This window comes from Streptomyces sp. NPDC059003 (assembly GCF_042740445.1).
Classification (GTDB): Bacteria; Actinomycetota; Actinomycetes; order Streptomycetales; family Streptomycetaceae; genus Streptomyces.
In genome coordinates, this window is record NZ_JBHYJH010000156.1 from 1 (window position 1) to 21,486 (window position 21,486).

A 21,486-nucleotide genomic window follows, 5' to 3' on the forward strand; every position below is an offset into this window, starting at 1 on the left:
CCATTCGAGGGTGGGGGCTGGGGCGGTAGCTCCAGGGAAGGGCGGGTGGGTGGGGGAGGAACGGCCCGCCCGGTGTTTGGGGGCGGTACGAGGCGTTGTGATGGACGGCACGTACGAAACCGTTTCGTTTCGATAGAGGGTCCCGTAAGGTTGCGGCACGAGAGCCGGAGGAGTGGGAGTGGTCATGGCACAGTCGGCAGCGTCCACGTCCCGACGGAGTCGCATCTCCCCCGAACGCGAGGCGGAGCTGTACGACTCCGTGCTCGAACTGCTCCGCGAGGCCGGGTACGACGGCCTCACGATGGACGCCATCGCCACCCGCACCCGTTCCAGCAAGGCCACGCTCTACCGCCAGTGGGGCGGCAAGCCGGAACTGGTCGCGCGGGCGCTGAAGCACAACAAGCCGGTGTCGTTCGCGGACATCGACACGGGCTCCCTGCGCGGCGACTTCGAGGAGCTCGTGGCGCGCTCCGACGACTGTCAGATGGAGCAGGACGCCGCGCTGATGCGGGCCCTGTTCCACGCCGTCCACGGCAATCCCGAGCTCCACCAGGCGTTGCGGGAGCTGCTCATCGAGCCGGAGCTCACCGGCCTGAACGAGCTGCTCCGCCGCGCGGTGGAGCGCGGCGAGGTCGCCGCGGACAACCCGGCGCTGCAGTACGTCGTCCACATGCTGGTCGGCGGCTTCACCGCGCGGGACATCATCGAGGGCCGCCCGGCCGACCGGGCGTTCCTCGCCGCGTACATCGACACCGTGATCCTCCCCGCACTCGGCGTCTGACCCCCGACCACCCCCTTCCACCACCCCCCGCACAACCTGGCGCGACCGCTCACGTCGTCGGGCTGATCACCCCTGCCCCACTGCTGATCACCCCTGCCCTGTTCCCCCCCCCACGACCTGACGGGAGTACGCCCTCGTGGCCACGTTCCTCTACAAACTCGGCCGACTCGCCTTCCGGCGACGGCACTTCGTCGCCCTGATCTGGGTGGCGCTGCTCACGCTCGCCGGAGTCGGCGCCGCGTCCGCGCCCACCGCCGCGTCCAGTTCCTTCTCGATCCCGGGGACGGAGGCCCAGAAGGCCTTCGACCTGCTCGACGAGCGGGTCCCCGAGGCCAGCGCCGACGGGGCGACCGCCCGCGTCGTCTTCAAGGCGCCGGACGGCGGGAAGGTCACCGACCCGGCCGTCAAGGCCAACATCCAGAAGACCGTCACCGCGCTCAAGTCCGGCTCGGACCAGGTGGCGTCGGCCGCCGACCCGTTCGCGGCCAGGACGGTCTCCAAGGACGGCACGACGGCGTACGCGTCGGTGACGTACAAGGTCACGTCCATGGAGCTGACCGACGACAGCCGCGACGCCCTGGAGAAGACCACCGACAAGGCGCGCACGGGCGGCCTGACCGTCGAGGTCGGCGGTGACGCGCTCCAAGCGGTGCCGCACACCGGGGCCACCGAGATCATCGGCATCGCCGTCGCGGCCGTCGTCCTCGTCATCACCTTCGGCTCGCTCGTGGCCGCGGGCCTGCCGCTGCTCACCGCCCTGATCGGCGTCGGCATCGGCGTCTCCTCGATCACCGCGCTCGCCAGCGCCCTCGACCTGGGCACGACCACCTCGACCCTGGCGATGATGATCGGCCTCGCGGTCGGCATCGACTACGCCCTGTTCATCGTCTCGCGCTACCGCGCCGAGCTCGCCGAGGGCCGCGGGCGCGAGGACGCGGCGGGCCGCGCCGTCGGCACCGCGGGGTCGGCCGTCGTCTTCGCAGGCCTGACCGTCGTCATCGCGCTCGTCGGCCTCGCCGTGGTCAACATCCCGATGCTCACCAAGATGGGTGTCGCGGCGGCGGGCACGGTCGCCATCGCGGTCCTGATTGCGCTCACGCTGGTGCCGGCGCTGCTCGGGTACGCGGGCAGGAAGGTCAGGCCCGCGGGCGAGAAGGGCAAGCTGCTCGGCGGCCGCGGCAACAAGTCCGCCGCCACGCCCGCCAAGGAGAACCTCACCGCCAAGGAGAACCTCGGCACCTGCTGGGCCCGCTTCGTCGTGCGCCGCCCGGTCGCCGTGCTGCTCTTCGGCGTCATCGGCCTCGGCGCCGCCGCGCTGCCCGTCTCCCAGCTGGAGCTCGGCCTGCCCGACGACGGCGCGCAGCCCACGTCCACGACCCAGCGCAAGGCCTACGACCTGATCGCGGACGGCTTCGGCCCCGGCTACAACGGCCCGCTGATGACGGTCATCGACCTCAAGGGCGTCGCCGACCCGAAGGGCGAGGCCGCCGCCGTACAGAAGAAGATCGGCGGCCTCGACGACGTCCTGTCGGTGAGCCCGCCCGCGCTCGACAAGGCGGGCGACACCGCGATGCTCAGCGTCGTGCCGTCCGCCAAGCCCAGCGGCGGCGAGACCGAGAACCTGGTCCACGCGATCCGCGACGAGGCCAAGGCGGTCAAGGCCGACAGCGGCGCCGACATCATGGTCACCGGCACCACGGCCATGAACATCGACGTCTCGCAGAAGCTCAACGACGCGCTGCTGCCGTATCTGGCACTCGTCGTCGGGCTCGCCTTCCTCCTCCTGATCGTCGTCTTCCGCTCGGTCCTCGTGCCGCTCAAGGCGGCCCTCGGCTTCCTGCTCTCGGTGCTCGCGGCGCTCGGCGCGGTGGTCGCGGTCTTCCAGTGGGGCTGGCTCGGCTCGCTGTTCGGCGTCGAGCAGACCGGCCCGATCATGAGCATGATGCCGATCTTCATGGTGGGCGTGGTCTTCGGCCTCGCGATGGACTACGAGGTGTTCCTCGTGACGCGCATGCGCGAGGCGTACGTCCACGGCGAGAGCGCGCACGACGCGATCGTCACCGGCTTCAAGCACGGGGCGCGTGTCGTCAGCGCGGCCGCCGTCATCATGATCGCCGTCTTCGCCGGCTTCATCGGCTCCAGCGAGCAGATGGTCAAGATGATCGGCTTCGGCCTGGCGATCGCGGTGTTCTTCGACGCGTTCGTGGTGCGCATGGCGATCGTGCCTGCGGTGCTCGCGCTGCTCGGCCGCAGGGCGTGGTGGCTGCCGCGGAGGCTTGACCGGGTGCTGCCCAACGTCGACGTGGAGGGGGAGGGGCTGCGCGCGCAGGCCGAGCCGGAGTGCGAGGAGGACCGCGAGCTCGTCCGCGTCTGACGCCGGGGCCCCGTCAGTGGGGCACGGGGGCGGCCGTGTACGTCCGGCGCAGGAAGCGGATCAGGGCCGACGCGTCGAACTGCACGACCGCCACCCCCTGCGGCGAGTGGAACTCCATGACCGTCTGCACCCGCCCGCAGGGCCAGACGCTGACGTCACCGCTCGCGGCCGGGGCGCGCAGGCCCCGTTCGAGGAGGTCACGGGCGACGACCCAGTCGCCGGAGCTCGGCAGGCCGACCCGTACGGAGTGCGGGTCGGCCTCCGGGTCGTAGCGCAGCTCCACGGGGACGACAGGGAACTCGTCGGGGGAGTCGGTGACGAGGTGGGCCCGGGTGAACTGTTCGACTGCCGACATCACTGACTCCTTGTCCTCGCCCCCCACTCCTCGTGGCCGTCCTCCCACCCCTCGTGTCCACCTCCGGGTACACGTCTCGCGAGCACCTACTCCCCAATGTCCCATATTCGGGCAAAACCGGGGCGCGGGAAGAGGTGCGGAAAGGGGCGCGTGACCGGCGCCCGCCGCCCGCGCGCAAGGCCTGTCCGCCCCCGTATTGGTATCCGTCCGCTCTTGCGACCTTTTCGCAACAACGCACATCATTGAAAGGTTGCCGAGCGACCCGCTCGGAGCGATCCGCTCACCGCCCGAGTGCCTCCCCACGCTCGTGCACCGCACCTTTCCAGGAGTGCGCGCATGCATGTACCCGACGGATTCATCAACGCTCCCGTCTCCGTGGCCGCCGGTGCCGTCGCCGCCGGTGCCGTCGCCGTCAGCCTCCGCGGCGCACGGCGCGAACTCGACGAGCGGACGGCGCCGCTCGCCGGACTGGTCGCGGCCTTCATCTTCGCCGTGCAGATGCTGAACTTCCCGGTCGCGGCAGGCACCAGCGGCCATCTGCTCGGCGGCGCGCTCGCGGCGATACTCGTCGGGCCCTGCACCGGGGTCCTGTGCGTCTCCGTCGTCCTGCTCATGCAGGGCGTCCTCTTCGCCGACGGCGGCCTGACCGCGCTCGGCGTGAACATCACCGTGATGGCCGTGGTCACGACGGTCGTCGCGTACGCGCTCTTCCGCGGCCTCGCGACCCTGCTGCCGCGCGGGCGCCGCTCGCTCACGGCCGCCGCGTTCGTCGCGGCCCTGCTCTCCGTGCCCGCGGCGGCCACCGCCTTCACCTTCCTCTACGCCATCGGCGGCACCACCGACGTCCCCATCAGCAAGGTCGCCACCGCCATGATCGGCGTCCACGTCCTCATCGGCATCGGCGAGGCCACGATCACGGCGCTCACGGTCGGCGCGGTCATCGCCGTGCGCCCCGACCTGGTCCACGGCGCCCGCGGCCTGACCGCACCGCTCAAGCTGCGCGTCAACGGCGAGCTCGTCGACGCCCCGGCCGCCACCCCGGCCGCGGCCCCCCGCTCCCCCCGCAAGCTGTGGGCCGCCGGCATCCTCACCTCCCTCGTCCTCGCGGGCTTCGTCTCCTTCTACGCCTCCACGAACCCCGACGGCCTGGAGAAGGTCGCCCACGACAAGGGCATCGACAAGAAGGAGGAGGAGCACGCCGCGTCCGACTCCCCGCTCGCCGACTACGGGGTGAAGGACATCACCAACACCCGTCTCTCCGGCGGTCTCGCGGGCGTCATCGGCGTCGGCGTCACCGTCGTCGCGGGCAGCACCGTCTTCTGGGCGGTGCGCAGGCGGCGCCCGGCCGGGACGGACCCGGCGGCCACGGACGCCGCCACGGCAGCGGTGCCCGAGCGCGCCGAGAGCCTCTGACATGGGCGCGGGCCACGCCCACCGCCTCTACCGGCACGGCCACTCCCCGGTGCACGCCCTGCCGCCGCACACGAAGCTCACCGCGGTCCTCTGCTTCGTCGTGGTCGTGGTGTCCACGCCGAGGGAGGCGGTCTGGGCGTTCGCCGCGTACGCGCTGCTGCTCGCGTCCGTCGCGTACGCGGCCCGCGTGCCGCCCCTCTTCCTGCTCAAGCGCCTCCTGATCGAGATCCCCTTCGTGGCGTTCGCGGTGCTGCTCCCGTTCGTGGCGCAGGGCGAGCGCGTCGACGTCCTCGGCCTGTCCCTGAGCGTCAACGGCCTGTGGGGCGCGTGGAACGTCCTGGCGAAGGGCACCCTCGGCGTCGCCGCCTCCGTCCTGCTCGCCGCGACGACGGAACTGCGCGAGCTGCTCCAGGGGCTGCAGCGACTGAAACTGCCGCCGCTGCTCGTACAGATCGCTTCCTTCATGATCCGGTACGGCGATGTCATCGCGGACGAGATGCGGCGCATGCGGATCGCGCGCGAGTCCCGCGGCTTCGCGGCGTCCGGCGTGCGCCACTGGGGCGTACTCGCCAAGTCCGCCGGGGCCCTCTTCATCCGCTCGTACGAGCGGGGCGAGCGGGTGCACCTGGCGATGGTGAGCCGGGGCTACGCGGGCTCGATGCCGGTCATCGACGAGGTGACGGCGACCGGGGCCCAGTGGACGTACGCGCTGACCCTCCCCCTGACCGCCCTCGTCGTCTGCCTGTTGGGATGGACCCTGTGACCGCTCTTCCCGCCTCCCTGGAGGTCTCCGGCCTCGCCTACGCCTACCCCGACGGCCACCAGGCCCTGTACGGCGTCGACCTGGCGATCCACCGCGGGGAGCGCGTCGCCCTCCTCGGCCCGAACGGCGCGGGCAAGACCACCCTCGTCCTGCACCTCAACGGCATCCTCACCGGCGGCGCGGGCACCGTCACCGTCGCCGGACTCCCCGTCGGCAAGCGGCACATGGCGGAGATCCGCCGCAAGGTCGGCATCGTCTTCCAGGACCCCGACGACCAGCTGTTCATGCCGACGGTCCGCGAGGACGTGGCGTTCGGGCCCGCGTCGGCGGGAGTGCGCGGGCCCGAGCTCGAAGCGCGGGTGCTCAAGGCGCTCGGCCAGGTCGGCATGGCCGCGTACGTGGACCGCCCGCCGCATCACCTCTCCTTCGGGCAGCGGCGCCGCGTCGCCGTCGCGACGGTCCTCGCCATGGAGCCGGAGATCCTCGTCCTCGACGAGCCCTCCTCCAACCTGGACCCCGCCTCCCGCCGCGAACTCGCCGACATCCTGCGCACCTTGGACGTCACGGTCCTGATGGTCACCCACGACCTGCCGTACGCCCTCGAACTCTGCCCCCGCTCCCTGATCCTCAGCGAGGGCGTGATCGCCGCCGACGGCCCCACGGGCGACCTGCTCGCCGACGAGGACCTGATGCGAAGCCATCGCCTGGAGCTGCCCTTCGGCTTCGATCCGAAGTCGGTACGGGCGGTTCGCTAGTGGAATCTTCGGTAGCGGCGGGCTGTTGTGCCGGACATGGACCGCGACATGGATCGTGACATGGACCGTGACATGGGCATAGAGGTGCACGGCACGACGGCGCCCGGCTACGAGCCGGTCCGGGACGCCTTCGTACGCAACTTCACCGCGCTCGGGGAGCGCGGCGCCGCCGTGGTCGTGTACCGCGACGGGCGGCGGGTCGTCGACCTGTGGGGCGGCGCCAAGGACGCCGACGGGGACGGGAGTTCCGCGCGCTGGGAGCACGGGACCGCCCAGGTCGTCCGGTCGGCGACCAAGGGCGTCGCCGCCGCCGCGCCGCTCCTGCTCCACCAGCGCGGACAGCTCGACCTCGACGCGCCCGTCGGCGCGTACTGGCCCGAGTTCAAGGCGCACGGCAAGGAGCGCGCCCGGGTCCGCGACCTCCTCGCCCACCGCGCGGGCGTGCCCGCCCTCGACCGGCCGCTGACCCCCGCCGAGGCGGTCTGCCCCGACCTCGCGGCCGCCGTCGTCGCCGCGCAGCCGCCCTTCTGGGAGCCCGGCACGGACCACGGCTACCACGCGCACACCTACGGCTGGCTGGTCGGCGAACTCGTCCGGCGCGTCACGGGCCGCGACATCGGGGAGTGGCTCGCCCACGAGGTCGCGGGGCCGCTGGGGCTCGACCTGTGGGTGGGTCTTCCGGAGGCGGAGGCGGGGCGCGTCGGCCGCCTCGGCCGCGTCGACCCGACCACCGGTCCCGGCGGTCGTGGCGGCGCCGGTGGTCTCAAGACGCGGGCCAAGCCGCGCGTCGCCGAGGCCTACGCCGATCCCGCGTCCCTGACCCGGCGCGCCTTCGGCGTCATCGACCCGCTGCCCGACGAGAACGACCCCCTCTACCGGTCGGCGGTCCTGCCCGCCTCCAATGGCGTGGCCACCGCGGACGGGCTCGCCCGGTTCTACGCCTCCCTGATCGGCGAAGTCGACGGCGGGCCCCGCCTCTTCACCCCCGAGACCGTCGCCCTGGCCCGCGGCGAGGCGTCCGCCGGTGCCGACCGGGTGCTCGTCGTGAACACGCGGTTCGGGCTCGGATACATGCTGCACGGGGGTGCGGCGCCGCTCCTCGGCCCCGGGTCCTTCGGGCACCCCGGGCGCGGGGGCGCGCTCGGCTTCGCCGATCCGGAGGCGGGGGTGGGGTTCGGGTACGTGACGAACGGGATGCGGAAGGGGGTGACGGCGGACGAGCGGGCGCAGGGGTTGGTACGGGCGGTACGACGCGCTACCGCGTAGGTCCCCAAGCCCGCCCCTTCCCGAACCAGGGGGCTCCGCCCCCTGGACCCCCTTTTATCCGCGCTGCGCGCTCGTCCTCAAACGCCGGACGGGCTTAAATTCTCGCCGGTGCGGCAGAGTTCCAGCCCGTCCGGCGTTTGAGGACGAGGCGCGGAGCGCCGATGAGGGCGGGTGGGTGGGGGAGGGAAAACGGTCTCGCGTGGTCCGTACATGTAACGTTAGCGTGACCTTCATGAGCGATACCGATGACTGTCACCCCCGATTCGCCACCGCCCTGCGCGAGGCGGGCCTCGACGACCTGAGAGGCCGGATCCGCCGCTTCCCGGAGCAGACCCGCACCGCCGCGGAAGCCGCCGCAGCGATCGGCTGCGAACTCAGCCAGATCTGCAAGTCGTTGATCTTCGCGGCGGACGGCACCCCGGTCCTGGTCCTCATGGACGGCGCGTCCCGCGTGGACGTGGACCTGGTGCGCCGGGAGCTCGGCGCGGAGAAGGTCACGCGGGCCAAGGCGGACGTGGTGCGGGAGGCGACGGGGTACGCGATCGGCGGGGTGCCGCCGTTCGGGCACGCCACCAAGACCCGCGTGCTCGCGGACCGTTCCCTGCTCGACCACGAAGTGGTGTGGGCGGCCGCAGGAACGCCGTACACGGTCTTCCCGATGGACCCCAAGTCCCTGATCGCCCACGCGGGCGGCACGCTCGTGGACGTGCGCGAGGCCTCCGGACCCGCTCAGTGACCCCGCTGGTCGCGGCGGCCGTCCTGCTCGCCGCCGTCACGCACGCCAGCTGGAACGCGATCGCCCACCACATCACCGACAAGCTGGTGGGGTTCACGCTGATATCGGGCGGGGGCGCCCTGATCGGCCTCGCCCTCGCCCCGTTCGTGTCCGTGCCGGACGGCGACGCGTGGCCGTACCTGATGCTGTCCGCGGCGCTGCACGTCGGCTACTACGCGCTGCTCATGTGGTCCTACCGCCTGGGGGACTTCGGGCAGGCCTACCCCATCGCGCGCGGTTCCGCCCCGCTCGTGGTGACGCTGCTCGCCGCCGTGTTCGCGGGCGAGGTGCCCGGCGGGTGGCAGGCCGCGGGGGTCGCCGTGTGCTCGGCGGGACTGACGGGGCTCGCGCTGTGGGGCATACGCGGCTCGGGGCGGCGGCCCGACTGGGTGGCCATCGGAGCGGCGCTCCTGACCGGCGTGTCGATTGCCGCGTACACCGTCGTGGACGGCCTCGGGGTGCGGGCGGCGGGCTCGTCGCTCGGGTACATCGCGTGGCTGATGCTCATCCAGGGCACGATCGTGCCGATGTACGCGGCGTGGCGCTGGCGCGGCGGCACGGCGGAGCGGCTGCGCCCCGTCGCCTGGGTCGGCCTCCTCGGCGCGACCCTCTCCGTATCGGCGTACGCCCTGGTCCTGTGGGCCCAGACCCGAGCCGACCTGGCCCCCATCTCCGCCCTGCGCGAGTCCTCCATCATCGTCGGCGCGGCAATAGGCGCCCTCTTCTTCAAGGAACGCTTCGGCGCCCCCAGGCTGGTAGCGGCCGGAGTGATGGTGGCAGGCATCGGCCTCATGCTCCACGCGGGCTGATCTCAGCCCGTCCGGCGTTTGAGGACGAGGCGCGAAGCGCCGAAAAGGGGGAAAGGGGCGAAGCCCCATAAGGAACACAAGGAAAGGCCGGGGGCCCGGGGGCGTCAGCCCCCGGTCAACAACAACGCCCGCACGATCGGCCCCGCCGTATCCCCACCATGCCCCCCGGCCTGCACCACCCCCGCCGCGGCAACATCCCCGCGGTACGCCGTGAACCACCCGTTGGGCTTCTTCTGCCCGTCCACCTCGGCGGAGCCGGTCTTCGCCCCGGAGTCCGAGCCGAGCCCAGCCATGGGCTCGGCCGCGGTCCCGGCGACCGCCGTGTAGTGCATGAGCTCCCGCAGCGCGGACGCCGTGCGCGGGGACATCTTGCGGGCCGCCGTCGCGAGCTTGCGCTTGTCGACGTCCGGCGACACCAGGTACGGCTGCCGGAACGTGCCGGACTTGACGGTCGCCGCGACCGACGCCATGTTCAGCGGGTTCATCCGCACGCCGCCCTGGCCGATGAGCGAGGCCGCCATCTGCGCGTGCGACTGCACCGGCACGGCGCCGTCGAAGGACGGCACGCCGATCGACCAGTTGTCGTTGCCGAGGCCGAAGACGTCCCTGGCCTGCTTGGTCAGGTCGTCGTCGCTGAGCTTCCTGGCCTGGCTGATGAAGGCCGTGTTGCAGGACCGCGCGAAGCTCGCCCGGAACGTGCCGCCCTTGATCTGGAACTTGTCGTCGTTCTGGAACTTCCAGCCGCCGTACGTCTCGTACTTGGGGCAGGGGTGCTTCTTGTCGACGCCCGCCAGGTTCTTCTCCAGGAGCAGCGCGGACGAGACGACCTTCATCGTCGAGCCGGGCGCGAGCGAGCCCTGGAACGCCGTGTTGAAGCCGCCGGGGCGGTTGTTGGCGACCGCGAGGATCTCGCCGGTGCTCGGCTTCACGACCACGACCGAGGCCTGCTTGCGCTTCGCGGTCTCCTTCTCGGCGCGCGCCTGCATGCGCGGACTGATCGTCGTCTTCAGCGTCCCCGGCCTGCCCGGCGCGAGGGTCAGGAGCGTCTTGTCGGGGGTGACCTTCGCGTCGTCGCTCTTGGTCTTCGTCCGCGCCGCGTCGTGCGCGTCCTTGCGGACGACCCGCAGCTCGATGCCGCCCGTGCCGCCCGCCTTCTTGCCGTACTTCTCGCGCAGGCCGTCCAGGACGTTGCCGAGCGACGGGTACGTGGCGGCGGTCAGCGCCCCGCCATTCCGGTCGAGCGCCTTGATGGGCGGGTCGCCCGCCTCGCCGGTGACGAGCCGGTCCCCGGGCTTCAGCTCCGGGTGCACGACCGAGGGACGCCAGCCGACCAGCGGCTTGCCGTCGGACGCGCGGCGCACCACGGTCAGCTCGGAGCGGTACGCGTACGGCTTCTTCTTTCCCTCGTACGAGACCGTGGCCGCCGCCTTGAACGGCACCTTGGCGCTCTTGCGGGTCGCGGGTGCGCCCGGCGTGAGCCGGACTTCGGTGATCCGCGCGTCCTTGCGGTACGACGTGAGCGCCGCCCGCGCCGCCCGCCGGTCGTCCGTCAGGGCCGCCGCGCCGGCCGAGTCGCCCTTGGCCCACGCCGCCAGGAACGACCGGGCGGTGGTGCGGACTTCGGCGGCCGTCGGCGGGCCCGACGCGACCGGCTTCTCGTCGACCTTCCCGTCCGCGCCGTCGCCGCCCGACCCGACCAGGCCGTACCCGGCGAGCCCCACACCGCACACGACCGCCACCGCCGCGCCGCCCAGCACACCCGGATGCACCTTCTTGCGCTCGGTGACGCGTCTTCTCTTGCCCACGAACCCTCCGCTGTTCCCCGTCGGCCCCCGCCGCACCTCACTCACCAAGGCCCAACCTAGCGGCACGCCTTCGGGGCACGGACCACGGTGTGGTCGGATCAGGCGACGGACCGGCCGCAGGACCGTGACGCCCCGTCAGCGGGCCGCCCGCAGGACGTCCCGCACGACCGGGCCCGCCGTGTCCCCGCCGTGCCCGCCCTCCTGCGCCACCGCGGCCGCCGCCACGTCACCCTCGTAGCCGGTGAACCAACTGTTCGGCTTCTCCTGCCCGTCCACCTCCGCGGAGCCGGTCTTGGCGCCGATGTCGGTGCCGAGCCCGGCCATCGCCTCCGCGCCCGTGCCGGACGCCGCCGTGCGCCGCATCATCTGGCGCAGCTGCGCGACCGTGCTGGGCCTCAGGCCGCGCGCGGTGGCCACGTCGCCCTCGACGAGCGACTTCGGCACGAGCACCGGCTGCCGGAACGAGCCGGTCGTCGCGGTCGCGGTCACCGACGCGAGGGTCAGCGGGTTGAGCTGCACCTGGCCCTGGCCGATGGCGTTCGCCGCCCGGTCGGGCCCGGTGGAGGCGGGCACGGAGCCGTCGGCCGACGTGATGCCGGTGCGCCAGTCGCCGCGCCCCAGGCCGAAGTTGTCCCGCGCCACCTCCGAGAGTGACGCGTCGGTCAGCGGCTTCTCGTCGACGAGCTTCACGAACGCCGTGTTGCAGGAGCGCGCGAAGCTGTCGGCGAGGGTGGCCTTCTCGTTGGGCACCATGCCCGTGAGGTTGTGGAAGGTCTGGCTCTGCCAGGTCGCCGTCGCGGGGCAGGGCGCGGGGGAGCCCGCCCTGGCGACGCCCTTCTCGATGAACATCGCCGCCGTCACGATCTTCATCGTCGAGCCGGGCGCCAGCTTGCCCTCGAAGGCCGCGTTGAACTCGTCCTCGCGGTTGTTGGCGACCGCGAGGACCTCGCCGGTGCTCGGCTTGAGCGCGACCACCGACGACTCCGGGTGCTGCGCGACCGCGACCTCCGCGCCCTGCTGCGCCGCCGCGCTGAGCGTCGTCGGCAGCTTGCCTGGCCTGCCGGGGGAGAGCGTGAGCAGCGTCGTCGTACCGGCGTCGGCGGAGGCCCTGCGGACGTACAGCTCGACGCCGGGCTTCCCGCCCGCCTTGTCGCCGTACGCGGCCCGGAGCCGGGCCAGGACGGGGGCGAGCGACGGGTACTTCCCGGCCTTCAGGACGACGCCGTTCCGGTCGACCACCGAGACCGGCGGCGTCGGGGCCTCGCCGGTCTCCAGGCTCTCGCCCTCGTGCAGCCGCGGGTGCACCACCGACGGCTTCCAGTCGACCAGGGGCCGCCCGGTGGTGCGCCCGCGGACGACCGTGAACTCGGACTTGTACGCGAGCGGCTTGCTGCGGCCCTCGTACGACACCGTGGCGCGGACCGTGAACGGCACCCGGTCCCCGCTGACCCGGCCCGCCTGGAGCCGGACCTTCCGGATGTGGGCGTCCTCGCGGTACCCGGTCAGGGCGCGCGCGGCCGACGCGGCGTCATTGGTGTAGGTGGCCGCCCTGTTGGGGTCGCCCTTCGCCCACGCCGCGAGGAACTTGGCGGCGGTGTCGCGCACTTCCGTGCCGCTCGGCGGGCCCTTCTTCACCTCTGCGGATCCCGCGGATGAACTCCCGTCGTCAGTGAGCGCGTTCACCACGTTGTACGTGCCGTAGCCGGCACCCCCCACGACCACGGCGAACACGCTGCCGACGAGCGCTCTCTTCACGTCCTTGCGCATCAAGCGCTCCCCTCCCCAGGAATGCGCTCACTTTACGAGTGGGAAGGGAAACGCGAGACGGCTGTTATCAGAAGGTGTCCCTGATTGGCCGGACCGTTTCCGGAAACACGAGATCCGGAATTCTGCATTCACACCCAGGTGTCCAGCCACATCCGGGACCGCCAGGACTCGATGGGAATGGCCTGGCCCGTGTAGATGGGCCAGAAGTAGATGAAATTCCAGAAGATCAGCAGGACCAGGACGCCCGCGGCCGCCGCCCCCGCGACCCGCCGCCGCTCGCCCGAGCCCGGCGGCCCGAGCATCGCCCCGACCAGCATCGCCACCGCCAGACACAGGAACGGCACGAACACGACCGCGTAGAAGAAGAAGATCGTCCGCTCCTGGTACATGAACCACGGCAGATAGCCCGCCGCGACCCCGCACACGATCGCGCCCGCCCGCCAGTCCCGGCGGAAGAACCACCGCCACAGGACGTAGAGCAACGCGAACGCCGCCGCCCACCACAGCAGCGGCGTGCCGAGCGCGAGCACCTCGCGCGCGCACTTCTCCTTCGTGTCGGCCGGACAGCCGTCCTTGCCGGGCAGCGGCGACTCGTAGAAGTACGACACCGGGCGCCCGTCGACGATCCAGCTCCACGGGTTGGACTGGTACGTGTGCGGCGACGAGAGGCCGACGTGGAACTCGTACACCTGGTGCTCGTAGTGCCACATGCTGCGCAGCCAGTCCGGCAGCCAGGTCCAGTTGCCGCCCTTGCCGTCCGTCGCCGCCCAGTTGCGGAAGTAGCCGCCCGTGCCGTCGCTCGGCGACAGGATCCAGCCGAGCCAGGACAGGACGTACGTGCCGATCGCGACCGGCACCGTCGCCACGAACGCGGGCACCACGTCCTTGCGCAGGACCGCCGCGTACGGCCGACGCGCCCCCGCGACGCGCCGCGCACCCACGTCCCAGGCCACCGTCATCAGGCAGAAGAACACCATGATGTACAGGCCGTTCCACTTGGTCGCGAAGGCCAGACCGAGGCAGAGCCCGGCCGCCCAGCGCCACGGCCGCCACCCCAGGCGCACCGTCTCGGCGACGTACCTGTCGGGCCGCGCGACCCCGTCCTCGTCCACCGGAAGAGCCGCCGCGAGGCGCGCCCGCGCCTTGTCCCGGTCGACCAGGAAGCAGCCGAACGCGGCGAGCACGAAGAACATGAGCACCTGGTCGAGCAGCGCGGTGCGGCTCATCACGAAGTGCAGCCCGTCCACGGCGAGCAGCGCGCCCGCCAGGCACCCGAGGAACGTGGAGCGAAAGAGCCGTCGGCCGATCCGGCACAGCATCAGGACCGACAGCGTGCCGAGCACCGCCGTCATGAAGCGCCAGCCGAACGGGTCGAAGCCGAACAGCCACTCGCCGATGCCGATGACGTACTTGCCGACCGGCGGATGCACCACGTACGCGGCGTCCGACGGCAGCGCTATGCCGTCGCCCTGCGTCACCACCGCGTCATTGATCTTGTCCGGCCAGCTCAGCTCGTAGCCGCGGTGGATGAGCGCCCAGGCGTCCTTCGCGTAGTACGTCTCGTCGAATATCACCGCATTCGGGCTGCCGAGGTTCCAGAACCGCAGCAGCCCCGCCACGAGCGCGACGAGCACCGGACCGCCCCAGGCCGACCAGCGCACGAGCCGCTCCGCGAGCTGCTGCGGCACCCCGAGCGCCGCCCACATCCGGGACGCGGGCTCGGCGTACGGCGGGACGAGCCGCGCCCGCACGTCGGCCGTCGGCCGCGCCCCGTAGCCGAAGCGGCGGAGGCGGTGCCGCCACGGTGACGGTCGGCGCTCCGTGGCCGTCTGGCCCTCGCGGGTGTCCGGGGAAGACGCGGTACTGGTCACCGCGCCATCGTAGGGAACCAGACTGTGTCAGTCCCGCGCCCTGCCCCTGCGAGGATGGAACCGTGACAGGAAGCGCAGATCCACGCCCCGACAACGCCCCCGGCCACGGCCCCGACGGCGGCGGCACGCTGGTCCTCGCCGGTACGCCGATCGGTGACACCGCCGACGCGCCGCCCCGGCTCGCCGCCGAGCTCGCGGCCGCCGACATCGTCGCCGCCGAGGACACGCGTCGGCTGCGGCGCCTCACGCAGGCGCTCGGCGTGCAGGTCGGCGGGCGTGTCGTGTCGTACTTCGAGGGCAACGAGGCGGCGCGCACGCCCGAGCTCGCCGACGCGCTCGAAGGGGGCGCGCGGGTGCTCCTCGTCACCGACGCGGGCATGCCGTCGGTCTCTGACCCCGGCTACCGGCTCGTCGCCGCCGCCGTGGAGCGCGGCATCCGGGTCACCGCCGTGCCCGGGCCCTCCGCCGTCCTCACCGCCCTCGCGCTCTCCGGCCTGCCCGTCGACCGCTTCTGCTTCGAGGGCTTCCTGCCGCGCAAGGCCGGCGAGCGCCTCGGCCGCCTCCGCGAGGTCGCGGACGAGCGCCGCACCCTCGTCTACTTCGAGGCCCCCCACCGCCTCGACGACACCCTCGCCGCGATGGCCGAGGCCTTCGGCCCCGAGCGGCGCGCGGCGGTCTGCCGCGAGCTCACCAAGACGTACGAGGAGGTCCGCCGCGGCCCCCTGAAGGAGCTCGCGGCGTGGGCCGCCGAAGGCGTGCGCGGCGAGATCACGGTCGTCGTGGCCGGGGCGCCCGAGCCCGGTCCGCAGGACCTGACGCCCGAGGAGCTGGTGCGGCGCGTGCGCCTGCGCGAGGACGCCGGCGAGCGGCGCAAGGAGGCGATCGCGGCGGTGGCGACGGAGGCGGGCATCCCGAAGCGGCACGTCTTCGACGCGGTAGTAGCCGCCAAACAGTCCCCCGCTCCTTGACCTCCCCCGCCCCTGCGCACAGGTACCGCCGCTAACGCGGCGGCATCTTCCCGCCCGCCCACCCACTACCAACCGTCCCGTCCGCACCCGCCGACGGCGGCCAACCCCCACCAGAGGCGTCCACCCCCTGGGAGGGCAGAAACGGGCGGGCGGGTGGGAAAAACCCGCCGCGGTAGCGGCGGAAACCCCCCACCGGCCCGCACCCGGGCCCGACGCGCCTCCGGGCGGCCGGAGACGCGTGGGGGGTGGCGTGCGGCTGGAAACAGATGGGTGTACGGGGACGGGACATGACACGCCCCGCCCCCGGCGCGAAGCCGTACGTGCGGGGCGCACAGCCCTCCGGCCTGCGCCTTTCCCCGCCCCCTACGCACGCTTTTATTCCGCTGGGCGGCCCATCCCCTGGCAAAGGACTATCGTGAAATGCAAAGGCACGAGCCGCGCCTCAGGCTGATTTCCTATGGAAATCCCAAATCGGGCCCAACACTCGACAGGTCTGATGCGCTCGCTCCGGGAAAGGCGTCCACTGGTTGACAGGGGCGCACCCGCCCCTCGCCGTCGGCCCCCGGCCAGAAGACGGCGCTTGTCCAGCGGACAAGAGGAGCTGGCATGAGTGAGATCGCAGACACCGGCCACCGCACCACGGCCGTCAACGTCGCCCACGAGTCCTACGCATTCGCGTGCATGCGCTGCGGGCACGGCTGGGAGCAGTCGTACGAGATCGAGCATCACGTGGACGCGAAGGGCCAGGAGTTCGTGACGTACTGGGCCGGCGGGCAGCGCGTGCCGTCCCCCCTGACCCGGCCCACGTGCCTGAACTGCGGCGGGCACGTCGTGCGGATCATGCGGGCGGGACAGGTGTCATCCGTGCGGTCGGCACTCGAGTCCCTGCACCGGCAGCACCACCCCGCGCCCGCGGCCGCCTCCGGTGGCGGCGAGCCCGACCCGGCCGCCGCCGCCACCGTCGACGCCGACAAGCCGCACCACTGGCACCTGTCCGACCTGCTCCATCCCTTCCGCAAGGCGGGCTGACCCCAGGGCGGCCCCGGCGCGACCCCTTCGTAGGTTCGTAGGATCGGGGTATGCCTGCCGACACCACCCCGCCCCCGGCCCCCGCACCGCTCCAGGTGCCGGTCGCCGACTCCCACACGCACCTCGACATGCAGCCCGGCACCGTCGAGGAGGCGCTTGCCAAGGCCGCCGCCGTGGGCGTGACCACGGTCGTGCAGGTCGGCTGCGACGTGGCGGGATCCCGCTGGGCCGCCGAGACCGCGGCGGCGCACGCGGCCGTCCACGCGGCGGTGGCGCTGCACCCGAACGAGGCGCCCCGCATCGTGCACGGCGACCCCGACGGCTGGTCGCGGCAGGGCGCGCGCCCCGCGGGGGGCGAGGGGGCGCTCGACGAGGCGCTCGCCGAGATCGACCGGCTCGCCGCGCTGCCGCACGTCAAGGGCGTCGGCGAGACCGGCCTCGACCACTTCCGCACGGGACCGGAGGGCATGGCCGCGCAGGAACGGTCCTTCCGCGCCCACATCGAGATCGCCAAGCGGCACGGCAAGGCCCTCGTCATCCACGATCGCGAGGCCCACGACGACGTGCTGCGCGTCCTGAAGGAGGAGGGCGCCCCCGAGCGCACCGTCTTCCACTGCTACTCCGGCGACGCCGCCATGGCCGAAGTGTGCGCGGAGAACGGCTACTTCATGTCCTTCGCGGGCAACGTCACGTTCAAGAACGCGACGCCCCTGCGCGAAGCGCTCGCCGTGGCGCCCCTCGGCCTGGTCCTCGTGGAGACCGACGCGCCCTTCCTGACGCCCGCCCCGTACCGCGGACGGCCCAACGCGCCCTATCTCATTCCGGTCACGGTGCGCGCCATGGCCGAGGTGCGGGGCATCGACGAGGACGCCATGGCCGCGGCGATCGCGTCGAACACGGCCCGAGCCTTTGATTACTGATCGATAACGACCGAAGCGTTCCGAAGGCTGAAAGACCAGGGCAACAGTGCGACACAGAGTAGTCACGCTGCTTTGGAGAGTGACGACAGCTCCGCTAGGTTCGGCGAGCCGATCTGCACTTGGCTTGTCAGTGGTCACTTGTCAGCTGGAGCGCCGTCGTGAGCAAACCGCCGTACGAGACGTATGGGCAGCCGCAGTACGCGCCGTACGAGCCGCAGGGCCCGGGCCCGTACGACGCGGCGTACGGGACGTATGACACGTACGACGCCTACGACGCGTATCAGGCCGCGTACGGCGGACACCACCAGGACACCTACCGGGCCGCGTACGAGGGCCCCGGCGGGACGGTCGCGGACGAGGGCTTCACCCCGGCGCAGCCGGAGCCCCCGCTGCTGCCGCGACAGGCCTCCGTCCCCGAGAGCGACGTCGGCGACGAACGTGGGGCGGGCGACGAGGTCGGCGAGGTCGGCGAGGGCGGTGCGGGCGTCCGCTCGGCGGGGCGGGCCCGGGCGCGGCGGGCGTCCCGGCGCAAGAAGGGCGGCGACAGGGCCGACGGGTTCCGCCGCCTCGTCCCGCAGGCCCTCGTCGTCGCCTTCCTCGCCGGCGGCACCTCCGCCTTCGTCGCCAACGACAAGGCCGTGCACCTCAGCATCGACGGCAGGTCCCGCACCCTGCACACCTTCGCCGACGACGTCGGCGAACTCCTCGCCGACGAGGGCGTCGACGTCGGCACCCACGACATCGTCGCGCCCACCGCCGAAACCGTGCTCGCCAGCGGCGACGAGATCGCCGTCCGCTACGGCCGCCCCGTCCAGCTCACCCTCGACGGCAAGCGCCGCCAGGTGTGGACGACTGCCCGCACCGTCGACGGCGCCCTGCGGCAGCTCGGCGTCCGCGCCGAGGGCGCCTATCTCTCGACGTCCCGCAGCAAGCGCATCGCCCGCGAGGGCCTCGACCTCGACGTCCGTACCGAGCGCACCGTGACGATCATGGCCGACGGCCGGGCCCGCACCATCCGCACCAACGCGGCGACCGTCCGCGAGGCCGTCGAGGAGTCCGGCGTCACCCTGCGCGGCTCCGACACCACCTCCGTGCCGCCGGACAGCTTCCCGCGCGACGGGCAGACCGTCACCGTCATGCGCATCTCCGGCAGGAAGGAGGTGCGCGAGGAGCCCATCCCGTTCGACGTCCGCCGCGTCGACGACGACTCGCTCATGCGCGGCACCGAATCCGTCGTCCAGGCCGGGCGGGAGGGCACGCGCCGCATCACCTACACCGTGCGGACCGTCAACGGCGTCAAGCAGAAGCCCAAGCGGATCAGGACAGAAGTGGTCCGGGAACCGCAGACGCGGGTGGTGAAGGTCGGCACGAAGCAGCCGCCGACGGCCGTCGCCGGGGCCGACGGGCTCAACTGGGGAGCCCTCGCGGCGTGCGAGTCCGGGGGCCGGGCCGGGGCGGTGGATCCCTCCGGTACGTACGGAGGGCTCTACCAGTTCGATACGCGGACGTGGCAGGCGCTCGGCGGTGCGGGGCGTCCCCAGGACGCGCCGGCGGCGGAGCAGACGTTCCGGGCGAAGAAGCTCTACGTCCAGCGGGGTGCCAGCCCTTGGCCCCACTGCGGTCGGCGCCTCGGCGGCTGACCGCCGGCTGCGCGTCGGCTGCGCGTGGGGTGGGTGGGCGGGGTAGCTCCCGCCGCGAAGCGGCGGGCCGGAGGCGCATCGGGCCCGGGTGCGGGCCGGTGGGGGGTGCGCCGCGCTGCGCGCGGCGTTGTTTCCCACCCGCCCGCCCGTTTCCACCCTCCCGCGGGGTGGACGCCCCTCGTGGGGGTCGTCCGCCGTCGGCGAGTGCGGGCGTGGGGGCTGTGCGCACGGTGGGGTGACCGTGGACGTGGGAGGGGGGTTCGCCCCGTACTCTGGGGCGGTGAGTAGTACCGAGCACGGTGACGCCCTTCTGGGCCCCGCCGACATCCGCGACCTGGCCACCAGCCTCGGCGTACGGCCGACCAAGCAGCGCGGGCAGAACTTCGTCATCGACGCGAACACGGTCCGCCGCATCGTCCGCACCGCGGAGGTCCGCCCGGACGACGTGGTCGTCGAGGTCGGCCCGGGCCTCGGCTCGCTGACCCTCGCCCTCCTGGAGACCGCGGCCCACGTGACCGCCGTGGAGATCGACGACGTCCTCGCCGCGGCCCTCCCGGCGACCGTCGAGGCCCGCCTGCCGCAGCGCAAGGACGCCTTCGACCTCGTACACAGCGACGCGATGCTCGTCCGCGAGCTGCCGGGCCCCGCCCCGACGGCGCTGGTCGCGAACCTCCCGTACAACGTCGCCGTGCCCGTGCTCCTGCACATGCTCGACACCTTCCCCACCATCGAGCGCACGCTCGTGATGGTGCAGGCGGAGGTCGCCGACCGGCTCGCCGCGGCGCCCGGCTCGAAGGTGTACGGCGTGCCGTCGGTGAAGGCGAACTGGTACGCCGACGTGAAGCGCGCGGGCGCCATCGGCCGCAACGTCTTCTGGCCCGCCCCGAACGTCGACTCGGGCCTCGTGTCCCTGGTGCGGCGCGCCGAACCGGTGCGGACCACCGCGTCGAAGCGGGAGGTCTTCGCCGTCGTCGACGCCGCTTTCGCCCAGCGCCGCAAGACGCTGCGCGCCGCCCTCTCCGGGTGGGCCGGGTCGGCCGCCGCGGCCGAGGCGGCCCTGGTCGCCGCGGGCGTCTCGCCGCAGGCGCGCGGCGAGGCCCTGACGGTCGAGGAGTTCGCGCGGATCGCCGAGCACAAGGGGGCCGGGGCGTGAGCGTCACCGTACGGGTGCCCGCGAAGGTCAACGTGCAGCTGGCCGTCGGGCCCGGCAGGGCCGACGGCTTCCACGACCTGGCGAACGTCTTCCTGGCCGTCGGCCTGTACGACGAGGTCACGGCCACCCCGGCCGACGAGCTGCGGATCACCTGCTCGGGCCCGGACGCCGCCCAGGTGCCGCTGGACCGCACGAACCTCGCGGCCCGCGCCGCGCTCGCGCTCGCCGAGCGGTACGGCCGCCCGGCCGACGTCCACCTCCACATCGCCAAGGACATCCCCGTCGCGGGCGGCATGGCGGGCGGCAGCGCGGACGGCGCGGGGGCCCTGCTTGCCTGCGACGCGCTGTGGGGCACCGGTGCCTCACGGGACGAACTGCTCGACATCTGCGCCGAGTTGGGCAGCGACGTGCCGTTCAGCCTGGTGGGCGGGGCGGCGCTCGGCACGGGCCGGGGCGAGAAGCTCCAGGAGCTCGCGGTGGGCGGCGACTTCCACTGGGTCTTCGCCGTCGCCGACGGGGGCCTGTCCACGCCCGCGGTGTACGCCGAGTTCGACCGCCTCACCCCGGACGCGCCGCGGCCCGCGGCGTCCCCCGCGCTGCTCGACGCCCTGCGCACGGGTGACCCGGCCGCCCTCGCCCGCTCTCTCTCGAACGACCTCCAGCCCGCCGCGCTGTCCCTGTTCCCGGCCCTCGCGGACACCCTGAAGGCGGGCACGGAGGCGGGCGCCCTCGCGGCCCTGGTCTCCGGCTCGGGCCCGACGACGGCGTTCCTGGCCAAGGACGCGGAGTCCGCCTCGCGGCTCGCCGAGTCCCTCCGCACCTCCGGCACCTGCCGCACCGCCCGCCCGGCCACCGCACCGGCCCCCGGAGCCACCGTCCTCTAACCTCCACAGTCCCGTCCCCTGCGCACAGGTACCGCCGCTAACGCGGCGGCTTCGGGGGGGGCCCCCCCCCCCCCCCACCCCCCCCCCCCCCCCCCACCCCCCCCCCCCCCCGCCCCCCCCACCGCCGGCCCCCCCCCCCGGGGCGGCAGGAGCGCGCG

At 73.0% G+C, this 21,486-nt stretch carries 18 protein-coding genes; 14 read left to right on the forward strand and 4 right to left on the reverse strand.

What is annotated here, in order from left to right; genetic code table 11:
* The first annotated feature begins 184 nt into the window (after positions 1-184).
* Both ACFWZ5_RS36110 and ACFWZ5_RS36115 read left to right on the forward strand, forming a co-directional pair.
* Positions 185-781, forward strand: coding sequence for a TetR/AcrR family transcriptional regulator (locus tag ACFWZ5_RS36110; RefSeq protein ID WP_384802134.1), 597 nt, complete (start codon positions 185-187; stop codon positions 779-781).
* A gap of 136 nt (positions 782-917) precedes the next feature.
* Positions 918-3,155 (forward strand): MMPL family transporter, encoded by a 2,238-nt coding sequence (locus tag ACFWZ5_RS36115; protein ID WP_384802137.1) that lies wholly within the window; start codon positions 918-920, stop codon positions 3,153-3,155.
* Positions 3,156-3,168: 13 nt separating this feature from the next.
* Here the strand turns inward: ACFWZ5_RS36115 and ACFWZ5_RS36120 are convergent, their stop codons facing one another.
* Positions 3,169-3,510: an SsgA family sporulation/cell division regulator gene (locus ACFWZ5_RS36120; RefSeq protein ID WP_384802140.1), complete on the reverse strand. Its 342-nt coding sequence runs from the start codon at positions 3,508-3,510 to the stop codon at positions 3,169-3,171.
* Between the two features lie 336 nt (positions 3,511-3,846).
* Here ACFWZ5_RS36120 and ACFWZ5_RS36125 point away from each other — a divergent pair, with 336 nt between their 5' ends.
* The 6 genes from ACFWZ5_RS36125 (at position 3,847) to ACFWZ5_RS36150 (ending at position 9,291) form a co-directional block, all read left to right on the forward strand.
* Positions 3,847-4,923, forward strand: coding sequence for an energy-coupling factor ABC transporter permease (locus tag ACFWZ5_RS36125; RefSeq protein ID WP_384802143.1), 1,077 nt, complete (start codon positions 3,847-3,849; stop codon positions 4,921-4,923).
* Position 4,924: 1 nt separating this feature from the next.
* On the forward strand, positions 4,925-5,686 hold the full coding sequence (gene cbiQ, locus ACFWZ5_RS36130; RefSeq protein WP_384802147.1) for a cobalt ECF transporter T component CbiQ: 762 nt from the start codon (positions 4,925-4,927) through the stop codon (positions 5,684-5,686).
* Complete coding sequence (locus ACFWZ5_RS36135) at positions 5,674-6,441, forward strand: energy-coupling factor ABC transporter ATP-binding protein (protein ID WP_384802150.1); 768 nt, start codon at positions 5,674-5,676, stop codon at positions 6,439-6,441. Before cbiQ ends, ACFWZ5_RS36135 begins: the two co-directional genes overlap by 13 nt.
* A 60-nt stretch (positions 6,442-6,501) precedes the next feature.
* Complete coding sequence (locus tag ACFWZ5_RS36140) at positions 6,502-7,707, forward strand: serine hydrolase domain-containing protein (protein WP_384802153.1); 1,206 nt, start codon at positions 6,502-6,504, stop codon at positions 7,705-7,707.
* A gap of 232 nt (positions 7,708-7,939) precedes the next feature.
* Positions 7,940-8,443, forward strand: a complete 504-nt coding sequence (locus tag ACFWZ5_RS36145; RefSeq protein ID WP_384799396.1) for a YbaK/EbsC family protein — start codon at positions 7,940-7,942, stop codon at positions 8,441-8,443.
* Complete coding sequence (locus ACFWZ5_RS36150) at positions 8,440-9,291, forward strand: DMT family transporter (RefSeq protein WP_384799399.1); 852 nt, start codon at positions 8,440-8,442, stop codon at positions 9,289-9,291. Before ACFWZ5_RS36145 ends, ACFWZ5_RS36150 begins: the two co-directional genes overlap by 4 nt.
* Positions 9,292-9,395: 104 nt before the next feature.
* On the opposite strand, the gene ACFWZ5_RS36155 is transcribed toward ACFWZ5_RS36150, so the two are convergent.
* The 3 genes from ACFWZ5_RS36155 to ACFWZ5_RS36165 all read right to left on the reverse strand — a co-directional run bounded on the left by ACFWZ5_RS36155 (position 9,396) and on the right by ACFWZ5_RS36165 (position 14,734).
* A complete protein-coding gene (locus tag ACFWZ5_RS36155) occupies positions 9,396-11,096 on the reverse strand; it encodes a penicillin-binding transpeptidase domain-containing protein (protein WP_384799402.1) in 1,701 nt (566 codons plus the stop codon).
* A 135-nt stretch (positions 11,097-11,231) separates the two neighbouring features.
* Positions 11,232-12,863, reverse strand: coding sequence for a penicillin-binding transpeptidase domain-containing protein (locus ACFWZ5_RS36160; protein WP_384799405.1), 1,632 nt, complete (start codon positions 12,861-12,863; stop codon positions 11,232-11,234).
* Between the two features lie 128 nt (positions 12,864-12,991).
* Positions 12,992-14,734, reverse strand: a complete 1,743-nt coding sequence (locus tag ACFWZ5_RS36165) for a dolichyl-phosphate-mannose--protein mannosyltransferase (RefSeq protein WP_384799408.1) — start codon at positions 14,732-14,734, stop codon at positions 12,992-12,994.
* 62 nt (positions 14,735-14,796) lie between these two features.
* Between ACFWZ5_RS36165 and rsmI the strand changes: the two genes are divergently transcribed.
* The 6 genes from rsmI to ACFWZ5_RS36195 all read left to right on the forward strand — a co-directional run bounded on the left by rsmI (position 14,797) and on the right by ACFWZ5_RS36195 (position 21,328).
* The gene (rsmI, locus tag ACFWZ5_RS36170) at positions 14,797-15,702 is read left to right on the forward strand and encodes a 16S rRNA (cytidine(1402)-2'-O)-methyltransferase (protein ID WP_384799411.1); all 906 of its coding nucleotides are present in this window, start codon (positions 14,797-14,799) and stop codon (positions 15,700-15,702) included.
* Positions 15,703-16,308: 606 nt separating this feature from the next.
* Positions 16,309-16,731: a hypothetical protein gene (locus tag ACFWZ5_RS36175; RefSeq protein ID WP_384799414.1), complete on the forward strand. Its 423-nt coding sequence runs from the start codon at positions 16,309-16,311 to the stop codon at positions 16,729-16,731.
* Positions 16,732-16,781: 50 nt separating this feature from the next.
* On the forward strand, positions 16,782-17,651 hold the full coding sequence (locus tag ACFWZ5_RS36180) for a TatD family hydrolase (RefSeq protein WP_384799417.1): 870 nt from the start codon (positions 16,782-16,784) through the stop codon (positions 17,649-17,651).
* Positions 17,652-17,809: 158 nt separating this feature from the next.
* Positions 17,810-19,291 (forward strand): ubiquitin-like domain-containing protein, encoded by a 1,482-nt coding sequence (locus ACFWZ5_RS36185; RefSeq protein ID WP_384799420.1) that lies wholly within the window; start codon positions 17,810-17,812, stop codon positions 19,289-19,291.
* A 280-nt stretch (positions 19,292-19,571) separates the two neighbouring features.
* Positions 19,572-20,444, forward strand: a complete 873-nt coding sequence (rsmA, locus tag ACFWZ5_RS36190; RefSeq protein ID WP_384799423.1) for a 16S rRNA (adenine(1518)-N(6)/adenine(1519)-N(6))-dimethyltransferase RsmA — start codon at positions 19,572-19,574, stop codon at positions 20,442-20,444.
* Positions 20,441-21,328, forward strand: coding sequence for a 4-(cytidine 5'-diphospho)-2-C-methyl-D-erythritol kinase (locus tag ACFWZ5_RS36195; protein ID WP_384799426.1), 888 nt, complete (start codon positions 20,441-20,443; stop codon positions 21,326-21,328). The genes rsmA and ACFWZ5_RS36195 overlap by 4 nt, the downstream gene beginning before the upstream one ends.
* Positions 21,329-21,486: the final 158 nt, after the last annotated feature.